We start from the raw sequence: 19,343 nt of genomic DNA, 5'->3' as shown, positions 1-19,343 counted from the left end.
ATTTTGTTGCTATATATTTCAGCTGTTAATTATATTTTCTACTATAGACTGACCTTACTATTTGTAAAGGAGTATGTTTTATGAAAAACACCCTACAAAGAAAAAAGGAGATTCGTCTTCTAATTTTAGCGTTAATAACTCTTGCACTATTAGCCACAGCCTCTAAACTTTTCTCCTCATACCATGTCGATGTTATGCATACCTTAACTATGAATATACACAAGCACCCCTTGAAAGTATCTCGCACCGCTCTGAGATTGAAACTAGGGCTTTATAAAATTGATAAAGATATGAAAATGATTATCTCCTCAGAATCTAAAATAGAGCAAAAGAGACTTATTGAAGAGATTTATATAGACGAGAAACAGATATATAATAACCTGAGAATCATTAAAGAAAATCTCTTTGAAAAAGAGGGCTTGGCGTTACAAGAAGAAACTAAAACTCTTTTTAATCAGCTTGTGGAGATGCATCGTAATATAATATCGCTTGTGCAAAAGGGAGAGTTGTCTGAAGCAACTTTTCTTATAGAATCTCAAGTTCTAAAGCATATGTCAATGTTGAAAGGTAACGCGTCGAATCTCTACAATTACACTCAAGAAGCATCGCAGAGCATTAAAAAAGAGTCTCATCAATGGTTTGAAAAGTTAGAAACCGCAAACACACTCTTATCTATTTTTCTACTAATTTTTTACATCTTAATTACTTACTACATTATTAAAAGAATCTCAAAATACATTGATAATATAGACCACTTAAAAGAGCTCTATGATAACACTATAAATAGTGTAGAAAACCTTATCTTTGTTAAAGACACCGAGTTCATCTACATAGCTTGTAATGAAGCTTTTGAAAAGTTCGTGGGAAGACCTAAGGAAGAGATAGTTGGAAAAAATGATTACGATCTTTTTTCAAAAGAGCTTGCAGACCAATTTAGACAGCATGATGAGATAATGATTAATTTAAGAGAATCAAAAACAAACTTCGAGTGGGTTAGCTATCCTGATGGCAAAAAGGTCTACCTACTTACAGTAAAGTCTCCTCTACTGAGCTCAGATGGAACCTTGATAGGTCTTGTGGGAAATTCGGTTGATATAACCGAGCAAAAAAGCACTGAAGATGCTTTAGTACTGAGTAAAAAGCGTTATGAAGTAGCAGAGATGATTGGTAAAGTAGGAAGCTGGGAGTATAAAATAGATACAAAAGAGTTTTGGGGTTCAGCTGAGTCACATCGAATGTATGGGCTTAAATCTGATTCTATACTTTTTAGTGAGCAGAGTGTAGAAGCATGTATTCCAGAGAGGGAATATGTCCATCAAGCATTAATTGACCTTATAGAAAAAGGGAGCGAGTATAAACTAGAGTTTAGGATAAACCCTGCAGATGGTAGCTCCTCAAAAATAATCACATCCATAGCTGAAGTAGAGTTCAATACCGAGGGTACTGCTCAAAGAGTTATAGGGTTTATTCAAGATGTTACACACCAAAGAGAAGCACAAAAGATGTTAAGAGAAAGTGAGGTGTTATTTCGAAGCATCTTTAACCAGACATTTCAATTTGCGGGTGTTCTTACTCTTGAAGGTAGAGTACTCTCTGTAAACCCAACATCACTTGAGTTTATCGGTGTTAAAGAGATTGATGTTATTGGAAAGCTGTTTTGGGAAACACCATGGTGGCAGCATAGCCAAGAGTTACAAATATGGCTACAAGAAAGCATCTCTAAAGCAGCTCAAGGTGAAATTATTAAAAAAGAGGTAACGCACTACTCTAAAACTCGAAGGCTACATTATTTTGATTTTTCACTTAAACCCGTTCTTGATGAAAATGGAAAGTCACAGTACCTTATCCCTCAAAGCAGAGATATTACTGAGGAGATAGATATAAAGCAGAGTCTTCAAAATTCACATGCTGCATTAGAGAAGAAATCACAAGAGTTATACACTATTATTCAAGAAGCACCAAACCCTATTATGCTACATAATGAAGCAGGTGAAGTACTTATGGTTAACAAAGTCTGGGAAAACCTTACAGGCTATTCTCATAGCGAGATTAATACAATTGAGAAATGGACACAAAAAGCTTATCGTGAAAAAATGTCAGATATCAAAAAATATATTGACAATCTCTACTCTATAAAACATAGGGTGGATGAGGGTGAGTACTCTATTTTTACAAAAGATGGCAATTCTATCATTTGGCAATTTAGCTCCGCACCATTAGGAGTTATGGATGATAAACGTACAGTTATCTCATCGGCAATGGATATAACGGAGTTAAAGAACAAAGACAAGATGCTAATGTCTCAGTCGCGTTTTGCAGCGATGGGAGAGATGATAGGCATGATTGCCCATCAGTGGCGCCAACCCATTGCAGGTATTTCTATGGATGCAAACAATATACTGGTGGATATTGCTCTAGATAACTTTAAGAACGATGATGCGGAAAAATACGCAAATGATATTCTTGAACTAAGTCAGCATCTCTCAAAAACAATAGATGACTTTAGAAACTTTTTTAAACCTGATAAAGTAACCTCAGACGTGAGTATACAAGAGGTTATGAGTGAAACATTTAGAATCGTCAAAGAGAGCCTAAAAAATAACAACATAGAGTTTAAAATAATTTCTGAATCTACATCCGAAGTTAATGTCTATCCAAGAGAGTTAATGCAGGTTTTTGTTAATATTATCAACAATGCCAAAGATGCTTTAGTCGAAAATAATATCAAAGATGGCTATATAGAAGTAAAAATTTATGATGATGAAACCTATGTCAATATTGACATTTGTGATAATGGTAATGGCATTGATATGAAGATTTTATCAAAAATATTTGATCCCTATTTTACAACCAAGGATGAAAAGAACGGAACAGGTTTAGGTTTGTATATGAGTAAGATGATTATTGAGGATCATCTTGAAGGTATGATCGATGCTCACAATAAAGAAGAAGGTGCCTGTTTTAGAGTAAGGTTGTTGAAAAATAAGTAAATTATGATATATTTAGTGAATAGATATTCTTATAAGGAGCTAGGTCAATGAGCAATGAATTAAAAAGTGAAATAGCTTTCCTTAAAGAAAAAGCAAAAACATTCTCAATTCTTTACATAGAGGATGAAGATGGGTTACGCGAAAAATTTGTAACTTTTTTAAAAAAGATTTTTGATCATGTAGATAGTGCTTCAAATGGAGAAGAGGGACTTCAGTTATATCTCAATAATCTGCACGACATAGTAATAACTGATATCCAGATGCCAAAAATGGATGGTCTAGAGTTGATAGGAAAACTTCGAGAGATTAACGATAATCAAGAGATTATTATACTCTCAGCTTATACTGATGCTTCATACCTACTTGACTCCATTGAACTAGGTGTCACAGGATACATGATTAAACCTGTAGACATCATACAAGCTTTAAAAGTTATTAAACGATCTACTCTTAAACTGTCGGCTTTTCGTGAAAATGCAATGTATAAAAGCAAACTTGAAGAGATGGTGGAGGAGCGAACTGAAAAAATATTAGCCCTTCAAAATCAATCTATCGACAACTATCAGCATATGATTCATTCTATGATTAGTATGATAGATGGACGAGACACCTATACTGCTGGACACAGTGAACGGGTAGCAAACTACTCAAAAGAGATTGCTAAAGCAATGGGGTTTACGAAAGAGCAGTGTGCATTGATTTATGAAGCTGGAATATTGCATGATATTGGAAAGCTTATCACTCCCGATGCTATTTTACTCAAACCCGGAAAACTAACAGATCAAGAGTATGCCCTCATCAAAGAACATGTAACCAGTGGATATGAAATCCTCTGCGAAGTTCCTATGTATCATGAGTTGGCAGATATCGTCTATACACACCATGAACATTATGATGGAAGCGGTTATCCTCGAGCTATTAAAGGCGAAGAGATTCCTATGGCTGGACGTATTATGGCCGTTTCAGATGCATTTGATGCTATGACAACCAGTCGAATTTATAAATCGAGGAAAAGTGTCAACGAAGCAGTTGAAGAACTTAAGCATTTTAGTGGTTCTTGGTATGACCCAACGGTAATCAAATTTGCAGAAGATATTTTAAAATCTGTAAATATTGACAGTAATATTAATCAGGATCCATGTACACATGTAGATGACGAACGTTTTGCTTATTTTTATAAAGATTCATTAACGGATGCCTACAACCATTACTATCTTGATTTTATTTTTTATAAAAATAAAGAGGATAAAAACCTTATCTGTATGAACGTAATATATCTTAGAAATTTTACCGCTTACAATAAAGAACATGGATGGGGGAAAGGAGATTTATTATTAAAATCTTTTGCCACTTATCTTCGGTCTGAATTTCCAGACAGTCAAGTTTTTCGTATATTTGGTGATGATTTTGTTCTTTTAAAGAGTGAACATAAAGAGATTGATATTGATAAAATTAACTCCAATGAACTATTAGTATCTAATAATTTATATTGTGAATTTAGACACTTTGATCTGAGAGATATATCTCCAAATAGCTATATGGATTTGATGGAAAATGCTTGAGTGATTCAAGATTTACTTAGAAAAACAGCCAAAAATATACCTTTAAAGATAATAGAGTAAACTTCCTATGTTTAGTTTCACTAATAGAGACTTCAGAATATTTTGTCATAATTACATATCAAATAAAGAGAGAATTAATGGATACATTTCAAATCGCAAACGCAGTACTAGAGAACTACAAAAATGATAGAATCAGTGAAGAGAGAATCAACTTTTTAATAACGCAAGCAAATGAGCAGATTGATGAAATATCTCAAAACACGGAGATATATAACGCTCTGTTAAAGCAAGTTAAAGCACCTCAAAAAGTAGACAACATAATTCTTTGGATACTTCTTATGTCGAATGAAATGGTATGTTGGAAATATATACGTGAATTTGATAAAGATTTTAGAAAAATAATTCCAGTTAGTGATTTAGCAGATTTATTGTTATACGTTGTTCACTTAAACAAAGTTAAAGAAATTGAGTTAGACGGGTTTGAGTATTTAATGGAGTATGAAAGCGAAGGCATGGACGTTATGGATCAATTTTGCGTTACAAACGTTCTGCTTTATATCCAAAAATCCAAAGAAGTGCAAATGGAGTTTTAAGCGAAGGAGTACAAACTCATCTCTTGTTTTAAACAAAGATAAGTTTGTATTTTGTTTATGATGAGCAGGTAATATGTGATATACCAGCGATTTCAAAGAACTCAGAAGGTTTTTCCCTATAGTACTTCTCTTGCATCTCAGAAGATTGCTCTGCATATGGGTTTATCATAACTTCTTGTAACTCATGTATGAGCGTGTAGTCACCTTTTTGAGCCTCTTTATAAGCAGGAACAAGGAACCACTCTCGTAGAGTGTATTTAGGGTTTACTCGTTTCATCTTCTTAGAGAGTTTCTCTTTAGACTCAAGAGTAGATGCATCTATAAGCGTTTTCCATGTTTCAAACCACTCAGTCCAACTTTTAATAATCTTCTTATCATATACTGAGTCACCATAAAAGCTTTTTGCAAGCAAACCAATATCATCAGGTATATTTGAGAGCTCACGAAAAAAGATAGTGTAATCAACAGAAGTTTCTATCATTAGTTTTATGAGTTGATTAAACAGAGTAGGGTTAAAGTTTTGTAGTCCTAGTTTAGACGTCCACATCTGTATCATCTCAACTTGCATTACATTTGAAAAATCATCTTTTATCTCTGCAAGTTCTTTTAGTTTGTTTTCATTATCTCCAAGTAAGGGCTGGAGTGCTTTACAAAACATTTTAAAGTTACGTTCAGCCGCTTGTGGTTGGTTCAAAAATGAGAAGTGAACGCCACCACCCGTCCATGGCTGGTACTTAGGGTCAAAGTTATCCATAAAACCAAATGGACCATAGTCTAGGGTAAAACCACCTGCCGCACAGTTGTCACCGTTAAAGTTACCTTGGCAGTAGCCAACGCGAATCCAGTTTGCTACGAGTGAAGTTAAACGCGAACGAAATTCACGAGCTAATAAGACTATTTTTTCTTGCATAGTCAGATTTGAATCTATTTCGTCACTATACTCGCGTTCAATTAAGTGTAGTACTATCATCTCAAGCTCTTGCATTGCCTTTGGATGTTCATTTTTACGAGCACGACGACCGAAGAGTTCTAGTTGACCCACGCGAAGAAATGAGGGTGCAACCCGTGTTGTTATAGCAGCAGGCTCTTCTATCATCACTTCAGGGTCTCTAGAGTATGAACCATTTCGAAACCATGGACGTCTAACTTTTTCTGTTTGAGATACATACAGACTCAATGAACGTGATGTTGGAACTCCAAGAGCATGCATGTGCTCCTGCGCTAAAAACTCTCTTATACTTGAACGCAGTACTGCCCGGCCATCAGCTCCACGACAATATGGAGTTCTTCCACCACCTTTTAACTGCATCTCCCAGCGTTTACCATTTATAGAAGCCTCAAGGATAGATACGGCACGACCGTCACCATAGCCATTTCCTGTTTTAAAAGGACATTGATCATAGTACTCTGTTCCATAGATTGAGAGTGCATATCCTGTCGCCCAACCACTGCGACGAAGTGGACTAGGTAATTGTGAGGAATCACCAGAAAACATTCGTATAAAGTCATCTGATGTTGCCAAACTATCAGAAAAACCAAGCTCTTTAAAAAATGTCTTACTATGTGCAATATAGATAGGAGCTTCAATCGGTGTTGGGTTTACTGGGACATAGTGCCCACTAAATACTTGCCTTGGTGAATGATCAACTCCATCTTCTGTAGATTCTGGATCAGAGCTTAGGGTCTCCATTAGGGAGTAGTCAGCTAACTCTGCTAAATCTTCAAGTCTGTTTATTGTCTGAGAATTTTGTTTAACTTCTTGCATATATCTGCCTTATTTAGAAATATAATAACTTATATCTCAACTAGCTTTATAATAGATAAATTTTTAAATATAGCATTGTTTTTTACATTCTATATATGGTGAAGTTTTATTGCTAAAGTTGATTTAATTACCTGAATGTAAGATATTAAGTAGTTATGGTACACTCTTTATATACAAGGAATTTTAATGTCAGAATTATTAATTGAATATCCCTATTTATTAGCGCCACTTATCTTTCTTGCAAGAGTTGCCGACGTTTCACTAGGAACCTTTCGAACGATAGTTGTGTTTCGTGGTCAAAAAATCTTAGCCTCGTTTATTGGTTTTTTTGAAATTATGATTTGGTTGCTTGCGGCATCTCAAGTTTTGACTAATCTTGATCAGTGGTATCTCGCATTAGCGTATGCTAGTGGTTTTGCCGTGGGTAATTATGTGGGCATATTGATTGAAAGTAGTTTCGCTATTGGTGATGAACTTATTCGTTGCATATCATTTAACCGTGACGTACTTGCAGACGAATTACGAAAGCGCAATTTCAAAGTTGTTGCTTTTGATGGTGATATGGGAGAGACCCATCCTGTGGAATTATTACTTATTATTGAAAAGAGACGTAACGTTCCTGCTCTTATTGAGTTGATTAAAGAGCTTGATAAGAGTGCAGTCTATTCTATATCTGATCTAAAGAGTGTTTATGAAGGTCCCGATTTACTGCCAAGACGAAGTTTTCTAGGTAGTCTATTTATGCTCTCGGGAAAACGTCGATAGTGGCAAGAAGTGTGAAGAAAATAATAAAAAGTACTTTAATATGAGAGCTAGGGTCTAGTATAAATACAGCCTCTGCTTATCTCTTTACGAGTGCTTTGTATAATTGAATCTATTTCTAAGTCATCTGTCACAGCCATGTTGATTAATTTTAATGCCTCAGCAGGTCTATCAGTGTGGCATAGTAGGTCTGCCAAATTATTAATGGCAAGAGAATATGTAAAATCTATTGATAAAATTCTACGATATATCTCTTCTGCATTACTTATCTGATTAGAGCTATAATAAGCATTTCCCAGTGCAAATAATATATCTGTATCTTCTGGCCAACGAACAAGGGCACTTTTATAAGACATAATAGCTTCATCCATCATTCCCATTTTTTCAAGATCGTAAGTAGCATGCAGAAACTTTTTTGCTGAAGCAGTTGCAGGTAGTTCTCCTGGAGGTAAAAGAACAACTCCCCAATTTTCACTTCTTTGCCATAAGGCTGCAAAAGTACCAATACTCACTGCTTCATTTGGTTTATCCGCAAAATGCGTCAATATAGTCTCTGTCTTGGAATCATATCCCGTAATTGGGGCATAATGCCAAAGTGGATACCATGAGTAACTACGGTTTACCAATACAATCACAGGATGATATGCTAAAAGTTCACTGAGAAGCGCGTCAAATGTTGGCTCTAAAGGATAAACAATGAAGCCATTAGCTCTTGCTGCAGAGATTAGTTCTATTTGTAAAGTGCCACCTTTACTAGGTATTAATGTTCTCTTATCCAATTCTTTGAGTGTTAGATGTGGTTCATAAGAAATAATTGATTGCCAGTAAGAAGAAACCATTTCAATTGATGTTGAAGCACAAAGCTCTGATCGCGGTGAAATATAGGGGACATTGATATTTGAGGATGTGTAGTTGCTCTCTAAAGGTAGAGGATTCTTAGGTACACAGCCACTTGAAAAAATCAAGGTGACTAGTGTAAAAAATAAAGAGAGCTTCTTGTTGATACTCACTTTAGTACTTAGTTATTTGTTATAGGTTTAGTAAAGTTAAAAACTTTTGTTACTCCAAGAATATCAGTAACCAGTAAAACTATAAAAATAAAAACTACGGCACCTACTAGAGACATACCTGCATCTGCACCAGCTGGTAACGTATCTATTTGAAATGCTACTTTTGACGCTTCTTCATTAGTCATCGAAGCAACTCTAGCTTCAATCATTTGTGGATCTACACCTAACTCCTCAAATCTTTTTGTAACATCCTCACGAGAGATAATCTGCGCTAGTTTCTCTTTTGAAGATACAGAGACGGTGTTTGCAACAACTGCTTCAGTCGAAGCCATTTGTGCTGATAAAACACCAGCAAATAGAGATATACTTAAAATAAATGATAAAATAAGTTTAGAAATTTTCATATACTTTCCTTTAATTTTTTTATAGAGTGTGCAGCTTTATTAAGGCTGTGTGAGAGTGTTTGCATCAAGAGTAACTGCTGTCTGTGCTAAAAGTCTACCATTAACTTTTGCTCCAGTTTTTACTACTATGCCTTTTTGTGCTAACACTATACCTTTAAAATCTGCCGTTGTTCCAAGAGAAACGCCTACTCCTCCTGCAACTTGCCAGAAAATATTTTTCGCCAATGCGCCACCGGCGAGAGTCAGGATGGCACCATTGTTCACGGTAAGATTCTCTGATATCTGAAAAATCCAGACATCAGTCGCGCTACCTGAAATAGTTACGCCTACATCTGTTATTAAAACACCTGTTCCCCATTTATAAAGGCCTGGAGAAAGAATTTTACCACTTATATTACCAGCATGGAGCTCAGTATAATCAGGTAACGTACGTCCAGCTGCATCTGTATATGCAGTTTCCATATCGCTTATTGCTGTTGTGAGGTTGGTTGGAGTGGGTACTGTCATATTAGATGCATAAATCTTTCCTGTAACTAAAGGTGATGTTGCATATGTTCCATCGCTAAAGAGTGTATCAGAAAATCCAGTTATGTAAGACCTTGCAGCCGGACTTACTCCTACATCCCCTGTAATTGCTGTAGTGCCGGTAGTGGATACCGCCGTTTTAGCTAGAATCACATAATTTACTGAAGTACCGAGATTTACTGGTACTAAAACTGATGCTAAACCCGCTCCTGTTGTAAAACGCCATACATATTCATTTGCCATAGCATTACCAGCTAAGTCCTTCACACCAGTAGTAATTGTGACAATATATTGAGTATTTGGAGAAAGATTGGCATCTGGACTAAAAACTATACTTTTACCAGAATAAGTTACTACACCAGCAACAGATGTAGGACCAGTCGTAGCCAATGTAAATGTAGCATCACTCACGGATAAAGGCTCAAGAGCTTCATTAAATAGAACACTAATACTTCTATCAATCGGCACATCGGTTGTATTAGCACTTGGATATATGGAACTTACTGTTGCAGGTACAGAGTCTATAGTAGTTTCAGTATCAGTAGTGTCTTCACTACACCCCACTGCAAAGATACTTAGAATAAAGAGCATAGAAAAAATCGTTAAACTTGAATATTGTTTGAATGTTTTCACTTGATTTGTCCTTTTAGTACGTTTAAAACGTAAATAATATGAATGTATAATCCGCTTAAATGAATAAATACAAATTCTGAAAGTATGTCAAGCTTACTACTAGGAGTGTATAGCAGAATAACAATGTTATAAATCTAGTTTCTCTTAGAATTCTTTAAAGCATTCTAGATATCTTTATTCTGCTTTAAGAATTATAATTAATAGTCTATATTTAAGATTAATTTAATATTAGAAGTAATTTTGAAGTATTAGATATATAGCTATGCCTATATAACTTACTAAAGAAGGATATATAATTGAGATTTACAAATAAGTCAGTTGCTTTAAATCTCAAATTTTTTGGAGTGAGCATTACTTAGAAAAACTAACTTAAATATTTTCTTAGTAGTAATTCTAGTTTTGTAATATCAATAGGTTTTGAAAGATATGCATTCATGCCAACAGATAAAAATTTCTCTTTATCACCTTTTAGCGCATTTGCAGTAACGGCAATAATTGGTATATCATTTTGAGTTTCTTGGTTTCTTATTATTTTAGTAGCATCAGTTCCATTGAGTACAGGCATATTTTCATCCATAAGTATTAGATCATATACTTGATGTTTAATGGCTTCTACAGCTTGTAAGCCATCTTCTACGATATCGTATTGAAGGTTTAAATCATCAAGTATCACTGATAAAAGCAATTGATTTGTTTTATTATCTTCTGCGATGAGGATTCGTCCCTTTAATTGAAGAGGCTCATGAGTGCTTACATCTACTTCATTACATATTTCAGCCGAGGCAACCAGTGGAATTGCAAAATAAAATTTACTACCAATATTAATCCTACTTTCAACATTAATTTTACCGCCCATTAATTCTATCAACGCTTTACTTATTGAAAGTCCCAATCCGGTACCACCATATTTTCTTGTTGTGCTACTATCAGCCTGTTCAAATGAATTAAATATATTTTTTAGCAACTCCTCTTCGATACCTATGCCTTCATCAATAATTTCGCAATAAAGTTCTTTAGAAGCCTCTAAATAGCTTACATTAACAATTACAATAGTATCTTCATTTGCAAATTTTATGGCATTGCTTAAAAGGTTAGATAAAACTTGTTTTATACGTGTCGCATCTCCCAATATATAAGTCGGTAAGTTTTCATCGAGTTCAAAATGTATGGAAATGTTTTTATTCTTAGCAACATCAAAATAGAGTTCTACTGTTTGATTGAGAATGTTTTTAATATTGAATGAAACACTTTCAATCACAAGTTTATGGATCTCTATTTTTGAAAAGTCGAGTATGTCGTTAATGATTCCAAGTAGTGTATTACTAGACTCTTTAATAGTTTGGAATTTTTTTTGTTTTGAAATATCTGTTTCACTTTTATATAGCATGTCTATAAATCCAACTATAGCGTTTAAAGGCGTGCGTATCTCATGAGACATATTTGCTAAAAAGTCTGATTTTGCACGAGAGGCAATTTCAAGTTCACCTGTTCTTACTCTCACTTTTTCTTCAAGGTTACTATTATAATCTTCAATTATGGAGTAATTTTTTTTGATACTTAAGAGATATAAAACAAATAACAAAGTCATGGCTAGACCTATTATTAAAAATATAATTGAGTCTAATGATTTGTATTTTTGTATAAAAAAATTAGATGGAACAACTGTAATAGTCCATTGATGTTCAAGTATATCTATCGTTCTCTCCCAAAATAAGCCTTTGAGCATCCCTTCTCTATTTTTTGGAATGAACTCCTTGGATGCATCAGCAGTTCTAGAGATATGGTAATCTAAAAGCTGCTTATCAGAATCAGAATTTAGTTCTGACAGTAAAACATGTATTCCTGCAGGTTCTATATTTGATATACTCATTTTCATTAATAGATCAAAATCAAAGACACCTATAACTAAGCCTTTATAGTACTTATTTCTTTGTGTGATGGTTTGAGTTGGTGCGCCTTGTTCATAAACAGCCTTAAGTATCAAGTAAGAATAAGAATTTTCTTTTTTTTGATCAAGCTTTACTTTGTGAGTAAGTACTGTTTTTTTACTTTCACGCGCGAGAGTGATTGCCTCTGTTAGATCTTTATGCGAAGATATGTCAAATCCCATCGCTAGTTTGTTCTGAGTATGTGGTTCTATATAATATATAGGCGTATAACTATCTTTTTTAAGACTTGAAACTCTTTTTCCATACTCGCTTAATCCAGTTATTTTAAAATCATCAATATCATCTTTAAGTGCCCTATCAATATAGTTTTGCTTTTTAGAATCTAAAACTAAAGGATTCCATGAAAGTGCAGAGATTGAAGGATTTCGCTCTAAGGTTAATTGTGTGAAGTTTTTAAATTCTTCTCTAGATATAAACTCAGAACTATTAAAAAATGAAGCAAGTGAGTTAAGAGTGTCAATATGGCGTTCTACATTCATTGCAAGCGCATTTAAACGATTTTTTGCTTTGAACTCAAGTTGGTTTTGAATTTTTACTTGTTCAGCATTAGATATAAAGTAAAAGGTTGTAAAAGAAAGCATTAGGCCAATTACTATGGCAATGTATATTGATACGGTAATATTGTGTTTCATATACAAAAAACCTTTAAAACTTAAAAATATAAATACTTATTTATTGTAACATGATTTATTTTATTCTAAATAAAATACATATTATCAAAGAAGAGTTGTTGGAAGATTAATATTGAGGTTTAAATATATTTGAAGCAAATTAATTTTTTAGAGTATAATAAATCAAAATTATTATCTTCTAAATAAAAAAGGATATTAATGTTTCCATATTCTAAATACTTGCCTAGGATTTCTTTTATTATTTTATTTTCATTTCTCGCTTATTTTGGAAATTATTTTAGTCTACCTTTCTTTTTTGGAGTAGACTTTATATTTGGTTCTATTTTTGTAATGCTTAGCATTGCTTTTTTTGGTTTTGTTCCTGGTGTGATAGTAGCAATTATCGGTGGGCTGTATACTACCTTTTTGTGGGGGCACTCATATGCCCTTATAGTCTTTACGGCTGAAGCTATTTTTGTAGGTTATTTGTATCGAAAAGTATCAAGTAACCTAGTTTTAATTGATTTTGCGTATTGGCTCTTCATTGGTGCTCCTTTAGTACTGTTTTTTTATACTCAACAATTAGGTATGAATTTTGACACAGCTAGTTTCATAGCATTAAAGCAAACTCTCAATGGGGTTTTTAATACTTTAATAGCCGGTATAACAATCTTATTGCTCCAACTAAATTCTAAACTATTGATTAATAGAATAGAGAAAAAAGTCAGTATAAAAAATATACTTTTTTATGTGTTTTTCTCAGTTATAACAGTTACTGCAGGTGCGCCTATAATATATGAAGGGTACAGCCAGAAATCTGAAAAAGAAGAAGCATTATATAAACTACTACACAATGAAGCAATGGAGTATTTTAAATATTTAGAACAATATTCTAATCTTCAAAAAAAACCTGAATTTGATTATTTTCATTTTAAGAAAAGAAACTTTAAACTAGAAAGAAAAGATGAAAATATAGTCTATATGAATGGCAATATGGCAAGCGATGTAAAAACAGGAAAAAGTTTGTCGACAGATGTGGAGGGACTTTATATTTGGTTGCCAGATAGCGACCTGCAGATAATGAAGCTTTGGAAAAGTGGAATTTATTATATTTCTACCGTATCAATACTTGATGACAAAGAGTATGTTCTTACGCTTGAATACCCTTCTAAAGAGTTGGTAAAAGATCTTGAGTCTGGTAGATTGAAGCCTTTTATCTCATTGAACATCATGATGTTCTTTGGAATTATATTTTCATTTTTTGTTAGTAGATGGATGTCTCGTTCTATTCATGAAATCGCGCATAAGAGTCAAAAAATTTCTAAAAGTATTTTTGAAAGTGAAAATGTTGAGTTTTTTTCATCTCCAATTCAGGAGTACGATGACTTACAAAAAGCCCTTGAGATTATGACTAAAGAGCTTTTAAAAGGTATAAAAGAACTTAACGGGCTCAACGAAAACCTTGAGAGAGAGGTCGCCAAACAAACAGCTACGATACAAAACATTATAAACACGGCTCCAGTTAGAATTTTTTGGAAAGATAAAAACTTAAACTATTTAGGATGCAATAAACTCTTTGCTAATTATGCAAATTTAGAAGATGAAAATGATATCGTCGGTAAAAGTGATTATGAGATGCCATGGAGTGCTTCAGCTGATAAATATAGGGAAAACGACATCCGTATGTTAAAAACAGGTGTCTCTGCGATAGAAGTAGAAAAGCCAATTCTTTTAAAAAATGGTGAAAAACGATGGGTTTCCATTTCAAAAGTTCCACTAAGGAGTGAAGACGGAATAGTTTATGGAGTGTTAGGTATCTTTTCAGATATCACTAAATTAAAAGAGTATCAAACTTCGCTTCGTGAGGAGAAGCAACGCTATAAAGCTTTAATGAAGTATGCATCTGATGGCATTTTTATATTGGATATGAACGGTAAGATAATAGAGTGCAGTAATATTGCCTCTGAGCTGTTAGGATACTCCATTGAAGAGATGAAAGAGCTTCATATATATGATTGGGATGTGCTTCATTCAAAAGAAGAATCACTCGAACATGTGAAAAATACACCCTATAAACCATTTAAGTTCCAAACTAAACATAAAAGAAAAGATGGCTCTATCTACGATGCTTCTATTGTTGTTGTAAAGATAAAAATGGAGGGTAACGAGTATGTTTATGCCTCTGTAAGAGATATAACTGTGGAGATGCAAAAAGCTTTAGAATTGTCTCGTGCAAAAGATGAAGCAGAGTCGGCTAGTGAGGCAAAATCTAGATTCTTAGCAAATATGTCACATGAAATTAGAACGCCAATGACTGGTCTGTTAGGTTTTATTCAAAGGTTGCAAAAAGAAGAAAAAGATACTCAGAGAATAGAACAGTTTCAAATTGTTCAAAATTCTGGAGAGACCCTGCTTAATCTCATTAATGACATTTTAGATTTTTCTAAGATAGAGTCTGGAAAGATGGAAATTGAAAAAGCCCCTATATCGCTTTATAGTTTTTTTAATGATTTACCAAGTATTTTTAAAGAGTTAGCAAGTGAGAAAAATATAAATTTATTAAACAACATTAGCAAAAACTTACCTGAGTATATTTTAGGGGATAAAAATAGACTCAAACAAATTCTTTTTAACTTAATTAGCAATGCTATTAAGTTTACAAGTTCTGGAGGAAACGTGATCTTGGAAGTTTCCTTTAATGAGAAAGATAGACTTTTATATGTATCTGTTCTCGATACTGGTATTGGTATAGCAAAAGAGAATCAAATAAAAGTATTTGATGCCTTTTCTCAAGAAGACGTCTCTACTACTAGAAAATTTGGTGGTACTGGTTTAGGCTTGACAATATCCTCTAGACTAATAGAACTTATGGGTGGAGAACTTAAGCTAGAAAGTGAACAAAATAATGGCAGTAAGTTTTATTTTGAAATTCCTATTGAAATTTCTTCTGGTGAAATTGAAGATCATTCAACAAAAGATATAGGTGAAGATATCTCTTTTAAAGGGCATGTTTTAGTTGTTGAAGATAATAAAACAAATCAACTGCTAATGGGAATGATACTTGACGATTTTGATATTTCTTATGATATTGCTAATGATGGAGAAGAAGCTGTACTTAAGTGCAAGAGTCAAAAATACGATATGGTTTTAATGGATGAAAATATGCCAGTTTTAAATGGCATTGGAGCAACGAAACTTATTAGAAAACTCGAGCATTATGTAAGCACCCCTATAATAGCTGTAACGGCAAATGCATTGATGGGAGATAAAGAGAAGTTTTTAAACGCAGGTATGAATGGCTATATCTCTAAACCTTACAGTGAAGATGATATCGTAAAAATATTGACACAGTATTTGTCTTAGGCGAATTTTCAAAAGTTCATATTTAAAGGGCTATAGGAATAAAATTCGAGTCTATTCATTTTTTTGTTAATCTCTACATAAGCTTTAGCCTCTATACTTTCAAAACGACAAGTCGTACTTAACGTTTTTAGCAAAGGAGTTTTTATGCCAAAAAGTATACCGTGGTGGGTTGGTGGAATAGGAATGAGTTTACTCTTTTACCTTTCGTTTTCAGTTTGGGGAGCAGACCGTCCCATAGGTGCATCTACAGGAATGAGCTACTTATCAAATATGCTCTTTGGGCTTTCACCAGAGGAGTATAAATATGCTGCAATGGTCGAGAATAGTGGTGCTTGGGAAGGTGTGATGCTTATTGGTGTTTTCTTTGGTGGGCTTTTTATGTCTCTTTTTGTAACAAAATCATTTCACATAAGCTACATACCTACACTCTGGAAAGAGAGAAAAAACAAATCTATAAAATCTCGTATGATTTGGAGTTTTATAGCAGGTTTTTTACTTGTTTTTGGTGCACGTTTGGCTGGTGGCTGTAATGCAGGACATATCTTGTCCGGTGGTTCTCAGGTTGCGGTAAGTGGCATTATATTTGCCGTAGTTGCATTAGGAACAGGGGTAATAACTGGTAGGTTCTTCTACAAGAAAAAAGGGTGCAAAGTATAATGGAAAGTATTATAAAAATGTTTACAACAGTTTCAAATGCTAACAATGGTTCAGTATGGCTTGTGCTTTTCATAGGCTTTTGTTTTGGAGCTATTATTCTCTATTCGCGTTTAGATAAGTTTGAAAAGATGGCTGGTTTTATGATTTTTGAAGACACACTAGTACCTAGAATGGCAATGACAACGGTTGCACTATCTAGTCTTGGGTTTTACTTCTTAGTTGATGCTGGTTATGCAAGTTACAGTGTTAAGCCTACTATTTTAGGTGGTCTAATTGTCGGTGGTGTTTTGTTTGGCATAGGATTAGTTATACTTGGAAAATGTCCATCTGCATTTTTTGTCTCTGTATCAGAAGGCAGAGTAGATGCTTTAGTAGGTGTTCTTGGTGGTATGGTAGGCGGGGCAGTTTTTACTATAGCTTACCCATTTATAGAGAAGCTAATAGGCCCAGATTTAGGAAAGATAAGACTAAGTGACCTATTTGGAGGCTACGACCTTATAATAGTACTTGTATTAAGCACTGTACTTTTAGTAACAGCATACTTTTTGCCAACTATTAACTATGTTGATCCTGCGGATGAGATAAAATAGAATTAACTTCTGTAAAATACGCAAAAATATAAATTAATTAATCACTTTAAATTTCAAAATTTTAGGGGATATTTTTGTGACATTTTATGATAGAGGGCTTTTTAATGCCCTGAACAGATGACTCCTTTAGAGTTTAAATATTCAATCAAATATCAATAGATTTCCATTATTTACCATAAATACTATCTTTTCTACCTAGTTTTTAGACTAGTTATCTTTTTATAAGATAAGATAAAAAAAGAAGGACTTTAAAATGTTTAGACAATTTGTTTCATTAACACTACTCGTTTCTCTAGTAGCATTAAGTAGCTCGGGTATATTGATGATAGTCTTAGGTAGCTTTGAGTTTCAACTGCAGATGCATCCTGTGCATAAAATATTTGGTGTTTTACTCACACTTTCAGGAGCATATCATCTTTACTATAACTTTAGTGCAATAAGAAAGTATCTTAGTAAAAGAAAAATGATGCTTTTTGCTATGGTTATGACATTTCTAATGATTACTTTGTATGCTGTGGGAATGGCTAAACCCATAGATAAAGAGAAAGTACAGCAGATAGAAAAAATATTAAGTACTATGGAGAGTTGAAAATGAACAAGGAGTTAAGTATGAAAAAAAATAAATGCTAATAAGGGTGCTGTGATTGCACTAATAAGCTTTATGGCGACAGGATGTAGTACAAATACAAATGAGCAGAAATTGCCTTTGATTGAGTATAAGGTACAAAGCAGAATTGACAAAAATCCAAATCCAAGTTCGTTTTTACCTTAAAAAGCACGCTATGCAGAAGGATCATTCAGCGAGAATGTCGTGGTTGTCACACAAAGAGTCTTCAATAAAGACTCTTTCATGTTAAAAAAGGCGCTTGTAAAGCCAGTAGGAGATGATGGATTTAGTACATGGCAACTACTCTGTGATGAAGGTGGCATGTATTATGAACAGTCATCACCCAATCCTTTGAGTTATCTAACAACGGGTATCGACTCAAGTCTGCTAACGCAGGTACAACATAGTGCAAAAATAATGAACTTAGAGCTTGAGAATATAAAAATAGAAGCCAAAGTGCTCTTTAGATTTAATGATCTTATGTCAAATACATGGGCTGGATATACTGACAAAGTAATAGCTAATATTTTAATTCAAAGTAAAGAATCTCCTGGGAAAATATCTCAACTAAAGCAAGTTGCTTTAAAAGCTTGGAGTGTAGGAGAAGGTTTGGCTAATAAGACTGATATAGAAACTGAGTTGGTAGTAAACGCAGAGCACTGGGATGGAATAGCTTCAAGTGGTGGTAGTGTGCCCAATCCTATTTCAGTAGATAACAATATGACGATAACATCTAAAACCTCTGTGCCAAAACCAACAACTTTTGAAGTTGGTGAGGATGTGGGTATTACTCCTAGGATACTGTTTAGTAATAAAATTGAGTTTGCTGTAGTTGCGATAGCTCAATCGGCTAGAGATACACAAAGACCTTATCTTCAGAAAATAAAAGTCAGAGCTATTCAGGATAATTATGCCGCATGGACTCTTTATGCCGATGACAGTTATGGATATGAAGGTTTAGATAAAGCACCTACATCGCTAGATTATGTAACTGCAGGAACGGCTCTTTGTTTGATGTCACAACTTGATATAAATCAGGAGTTTTTCAGATTTATAAACCGTAGGTTTGAAAAATTTGATATTGATGATTATCGCGTAGAACAACAGATTAATTATAGACAAGAAGAGATAGCTTCACTCAAAACAACTGGTTTTGTCGACAAAGTTATTACGAAAATTGTGGTTAATAGCAAGGCTTCAAAAGAAGATTTAAAAACTTTTTTCAATACATCTTTACAAATGTGTTTTGCAGGAGAGGCCTTTAAAAATGAGACAGAGATTGTATCGAATATTTACCTAAATGGAAATATTATAAAATAGTG

Annotated in this window: 14 protein-coding genes; 9 read left to right on the top strand and 5 right to left on the bottom strand. The window is 33.9% G+C overall.

Annotation, left to right across the window (positions count from 1 at the left end):
* Positions 1 to 80: 80 nt before the first annotated feature.
* The 3 genes from GJV85_RS07305 to GJV85_RS07295 all read left to right on the top strand — a co-directional run bounded on the left by GJV85_RS07305 (position 81) and on the right by GJV85_RS07295 (position 5,145).
* Positions 81 to 2,990, top strand: coding sequence for a PAS domain S-box protein (locus tag GJV85_RS07305; RefSeq protein ID WP_207560735.1), 2,910 nt, complete (start codon positions 81 to 83; stop codon positions 2,988 to 2,990).
* Positions 2,991 to 3,037: 47 nt separating this feature from the next.
* Entirely contained in the window at positions 3,038 to 4,552 is a 1,515-nt protein-coding gene (locus GJV85_RS07300; protein WP_207560734.1) for a GGDEF/HDGYP domain-containing response regulator, read from the top strand.
* A 137-nt stretch (positions 4,553 to 4,689) separates the two neighbouring features.
* On the top strand, positions 4,690 to 5,145 hold the full coding sequence (locus GJV85_RS07295; RefSeq protein WP_207560733.1) for a hypothetical protein: 456 nt from the start codon (positions 4,690 to 4,692) through the stop codon (positions 5,143 to 5,145).
* A 55-nt stretch (positions 5,146 to 5,200) separates the two neighbouring features.
* Here GJV85_RS07295 and GJV85_RS07290 read toward each other — a convergent pair whose 3' ends face one another.
* Positions 5,201 to 6,910, bottom strand: a complete 1,710-nt coding sequence (locus GJV85_RS07290; protein WP_207560732.1) for a protein adenylyltransferase SelO — start codon at positions 6,908 to 6,910, stop codon at positions 5,201 to 5,203.
* Between the two features lie 186 nt (positions 6,911 to 7,096).
* Between GJV85_RS07290 and GJV85_RS07285 the strand changes: the two genes are divergently transcribed.
* A complete protein-coding gene (locus tag GJV85_RS07285; RefSeq protein WP_207560731.1) occupies positions 7,097 to 7,675 on the top strand; it encodes a DUF2179 domain-containing protein in 579 nt (192 codons plus the stop codon).
* 47 nt (positions 7,676 to 7,722) lie between these two features.
* Here GJV85_RS07285 and GJV85_RS07280 read toward each other — a convergent pair whose 3' ends face one another.
* The 4 genes from GJV85_RS07280 to GJV85_RS07265 all read right to left on the bottom strand — a co-directional run bounded on the left by GJV85_RS07280 (position 7,723) and on the right by GJV85_RS07265 (position 12,825).
* The gene (locus tag GJV85_RS07280) at positions 7,723 to 8,682 is read right to left on the bottom strand and encodes a PA2778 family cysteine peptidase (RefSeq protein WP_207560730.1); all 960 of its coding nucleotides are present in this window, start codon (positions 8,680 to 8,682) and stop codon (positions 7,723 to 7,725) included.
* Between the two features lie 8 nt (positions 8,683 to 8,690).
* A complete protein-coding gene (locus tag GJV85_RS07275) occupies positions 8,691 to 9,086 on the bottom strand; it encodes a PA2779 family protein (RefSeq protein ID WP_207560729.1) in 396 nt (131 codons plus the stop codon).
* Between the two features lie 39 nt (positions 9,087 to 9,125).
* Entirely contained in the window at positions 9,126 to 10,244 is a 1,119-nt protein-coding gene (locus GJV85_RS07270; protein WP_207560728.1) for an ice-binding family protein, read from the bottom strand.
* A gap of 364 nt (positions 10,245 to 10,608) precedes the next feature.
* Entirely contained in the window at positions 10,609 to 12,825 is a 2,217-nt protein-coding gene (locus GJV85_RS07265) for a CHASE domain-containing protein (RefSeq protein ID WP_207560727.1), read from the bottom strand.
* A gap of 198 nt (positions 12,826 to 13,023) precedes the next feature.
* On the opposite strand from GJV85_RS07265, the gene GJV85_RS07260 reads away from it, so the two are divergent.
* The 5 genes from GJV85_RS07260 (at position 13,024) to GJV85_RS07240 (ending at position 19,341) form a co-directional block, all read left to right on the top strand.
* The gene (locus GJV85_RS07260) at positions 13,024 to 16,167 is read left to right on the top strand and encodes an ATP-binding protein (RefSeq protein ID WP_207560726.1); all 3,144 of its coding nucleotides are present in this window, start codon (positions 13,024 to 13,026) and stop codon (positions 16,165 to 16,167) included.
* 144 nt (positions 16,168 to 16,311) lie between these two features.
* Complete coding sequence (locus GJV85_RS07255; protein ID WP_207560725.1) at positions 16,312 to 16,824, top strand: YeeE/YedE thiosulfate transporter family protein; 513 nt, start codon at positions 16,312 to 16,314, stop codon at positions 16,822 to 16,824.
* The gene (locus tag GJV85_RS07250; RefSeq protein ID WP_207560724.1) at positions 16,824 to 17,414 is read left to right on the top strand and encodes a YeeE/YedE thiosulfate transporter family protein; all 591 of its coding nucleotides are present in this window, start codon (positions 16,824 to 16,826) and stop codon (positions 17,412 to 17,414) included. Before GJV85_RS07255 ends, GJV85_RS07250 begins: the two co-directional genes overlap by 1 nt.
* A 253-nt stretch (positions 17,415 to 17,667) precedes the next feature.
* A complete protein-coding gene (locus GJV85_RS07245) occupies positions 17,668 to 18,003 on the top strand; it encodes a DUF4405 domain-containing protein (protein WP_207560723.1) in 336 nt (111 codons plus the stop codon).
* Positions 18,004 to 18,264: 261 nt separating this feature from the next.
* Positions 18,265 to 19,341, top strand: a complete 1,077-nt coding sequence (locus GJV85_RS07240; RefSeq protein ID WP_207560722.1) for an OsmC family protein — start codon at positions 18,265 to 18,267, stop codon at positions 19,339 to 19,341.
* Positions 19,342 to 19,343 lie beyond the last annotated feature (2 nt).

Origin of the sequence: Sulfurimonas aquatica, assembly GCF_017357825.1 — a bacterium.
Taxonomy (GTDB): Bacteria; Campylobacterota; Campylobacteria; order Campylobacterales; family Sulfurimonadaceae; genus Sulfurimonas; species Sulfurimonas aquatica.
This window is presented reverse-complemented; position numbering and strand designations above follow the sequence as displayed.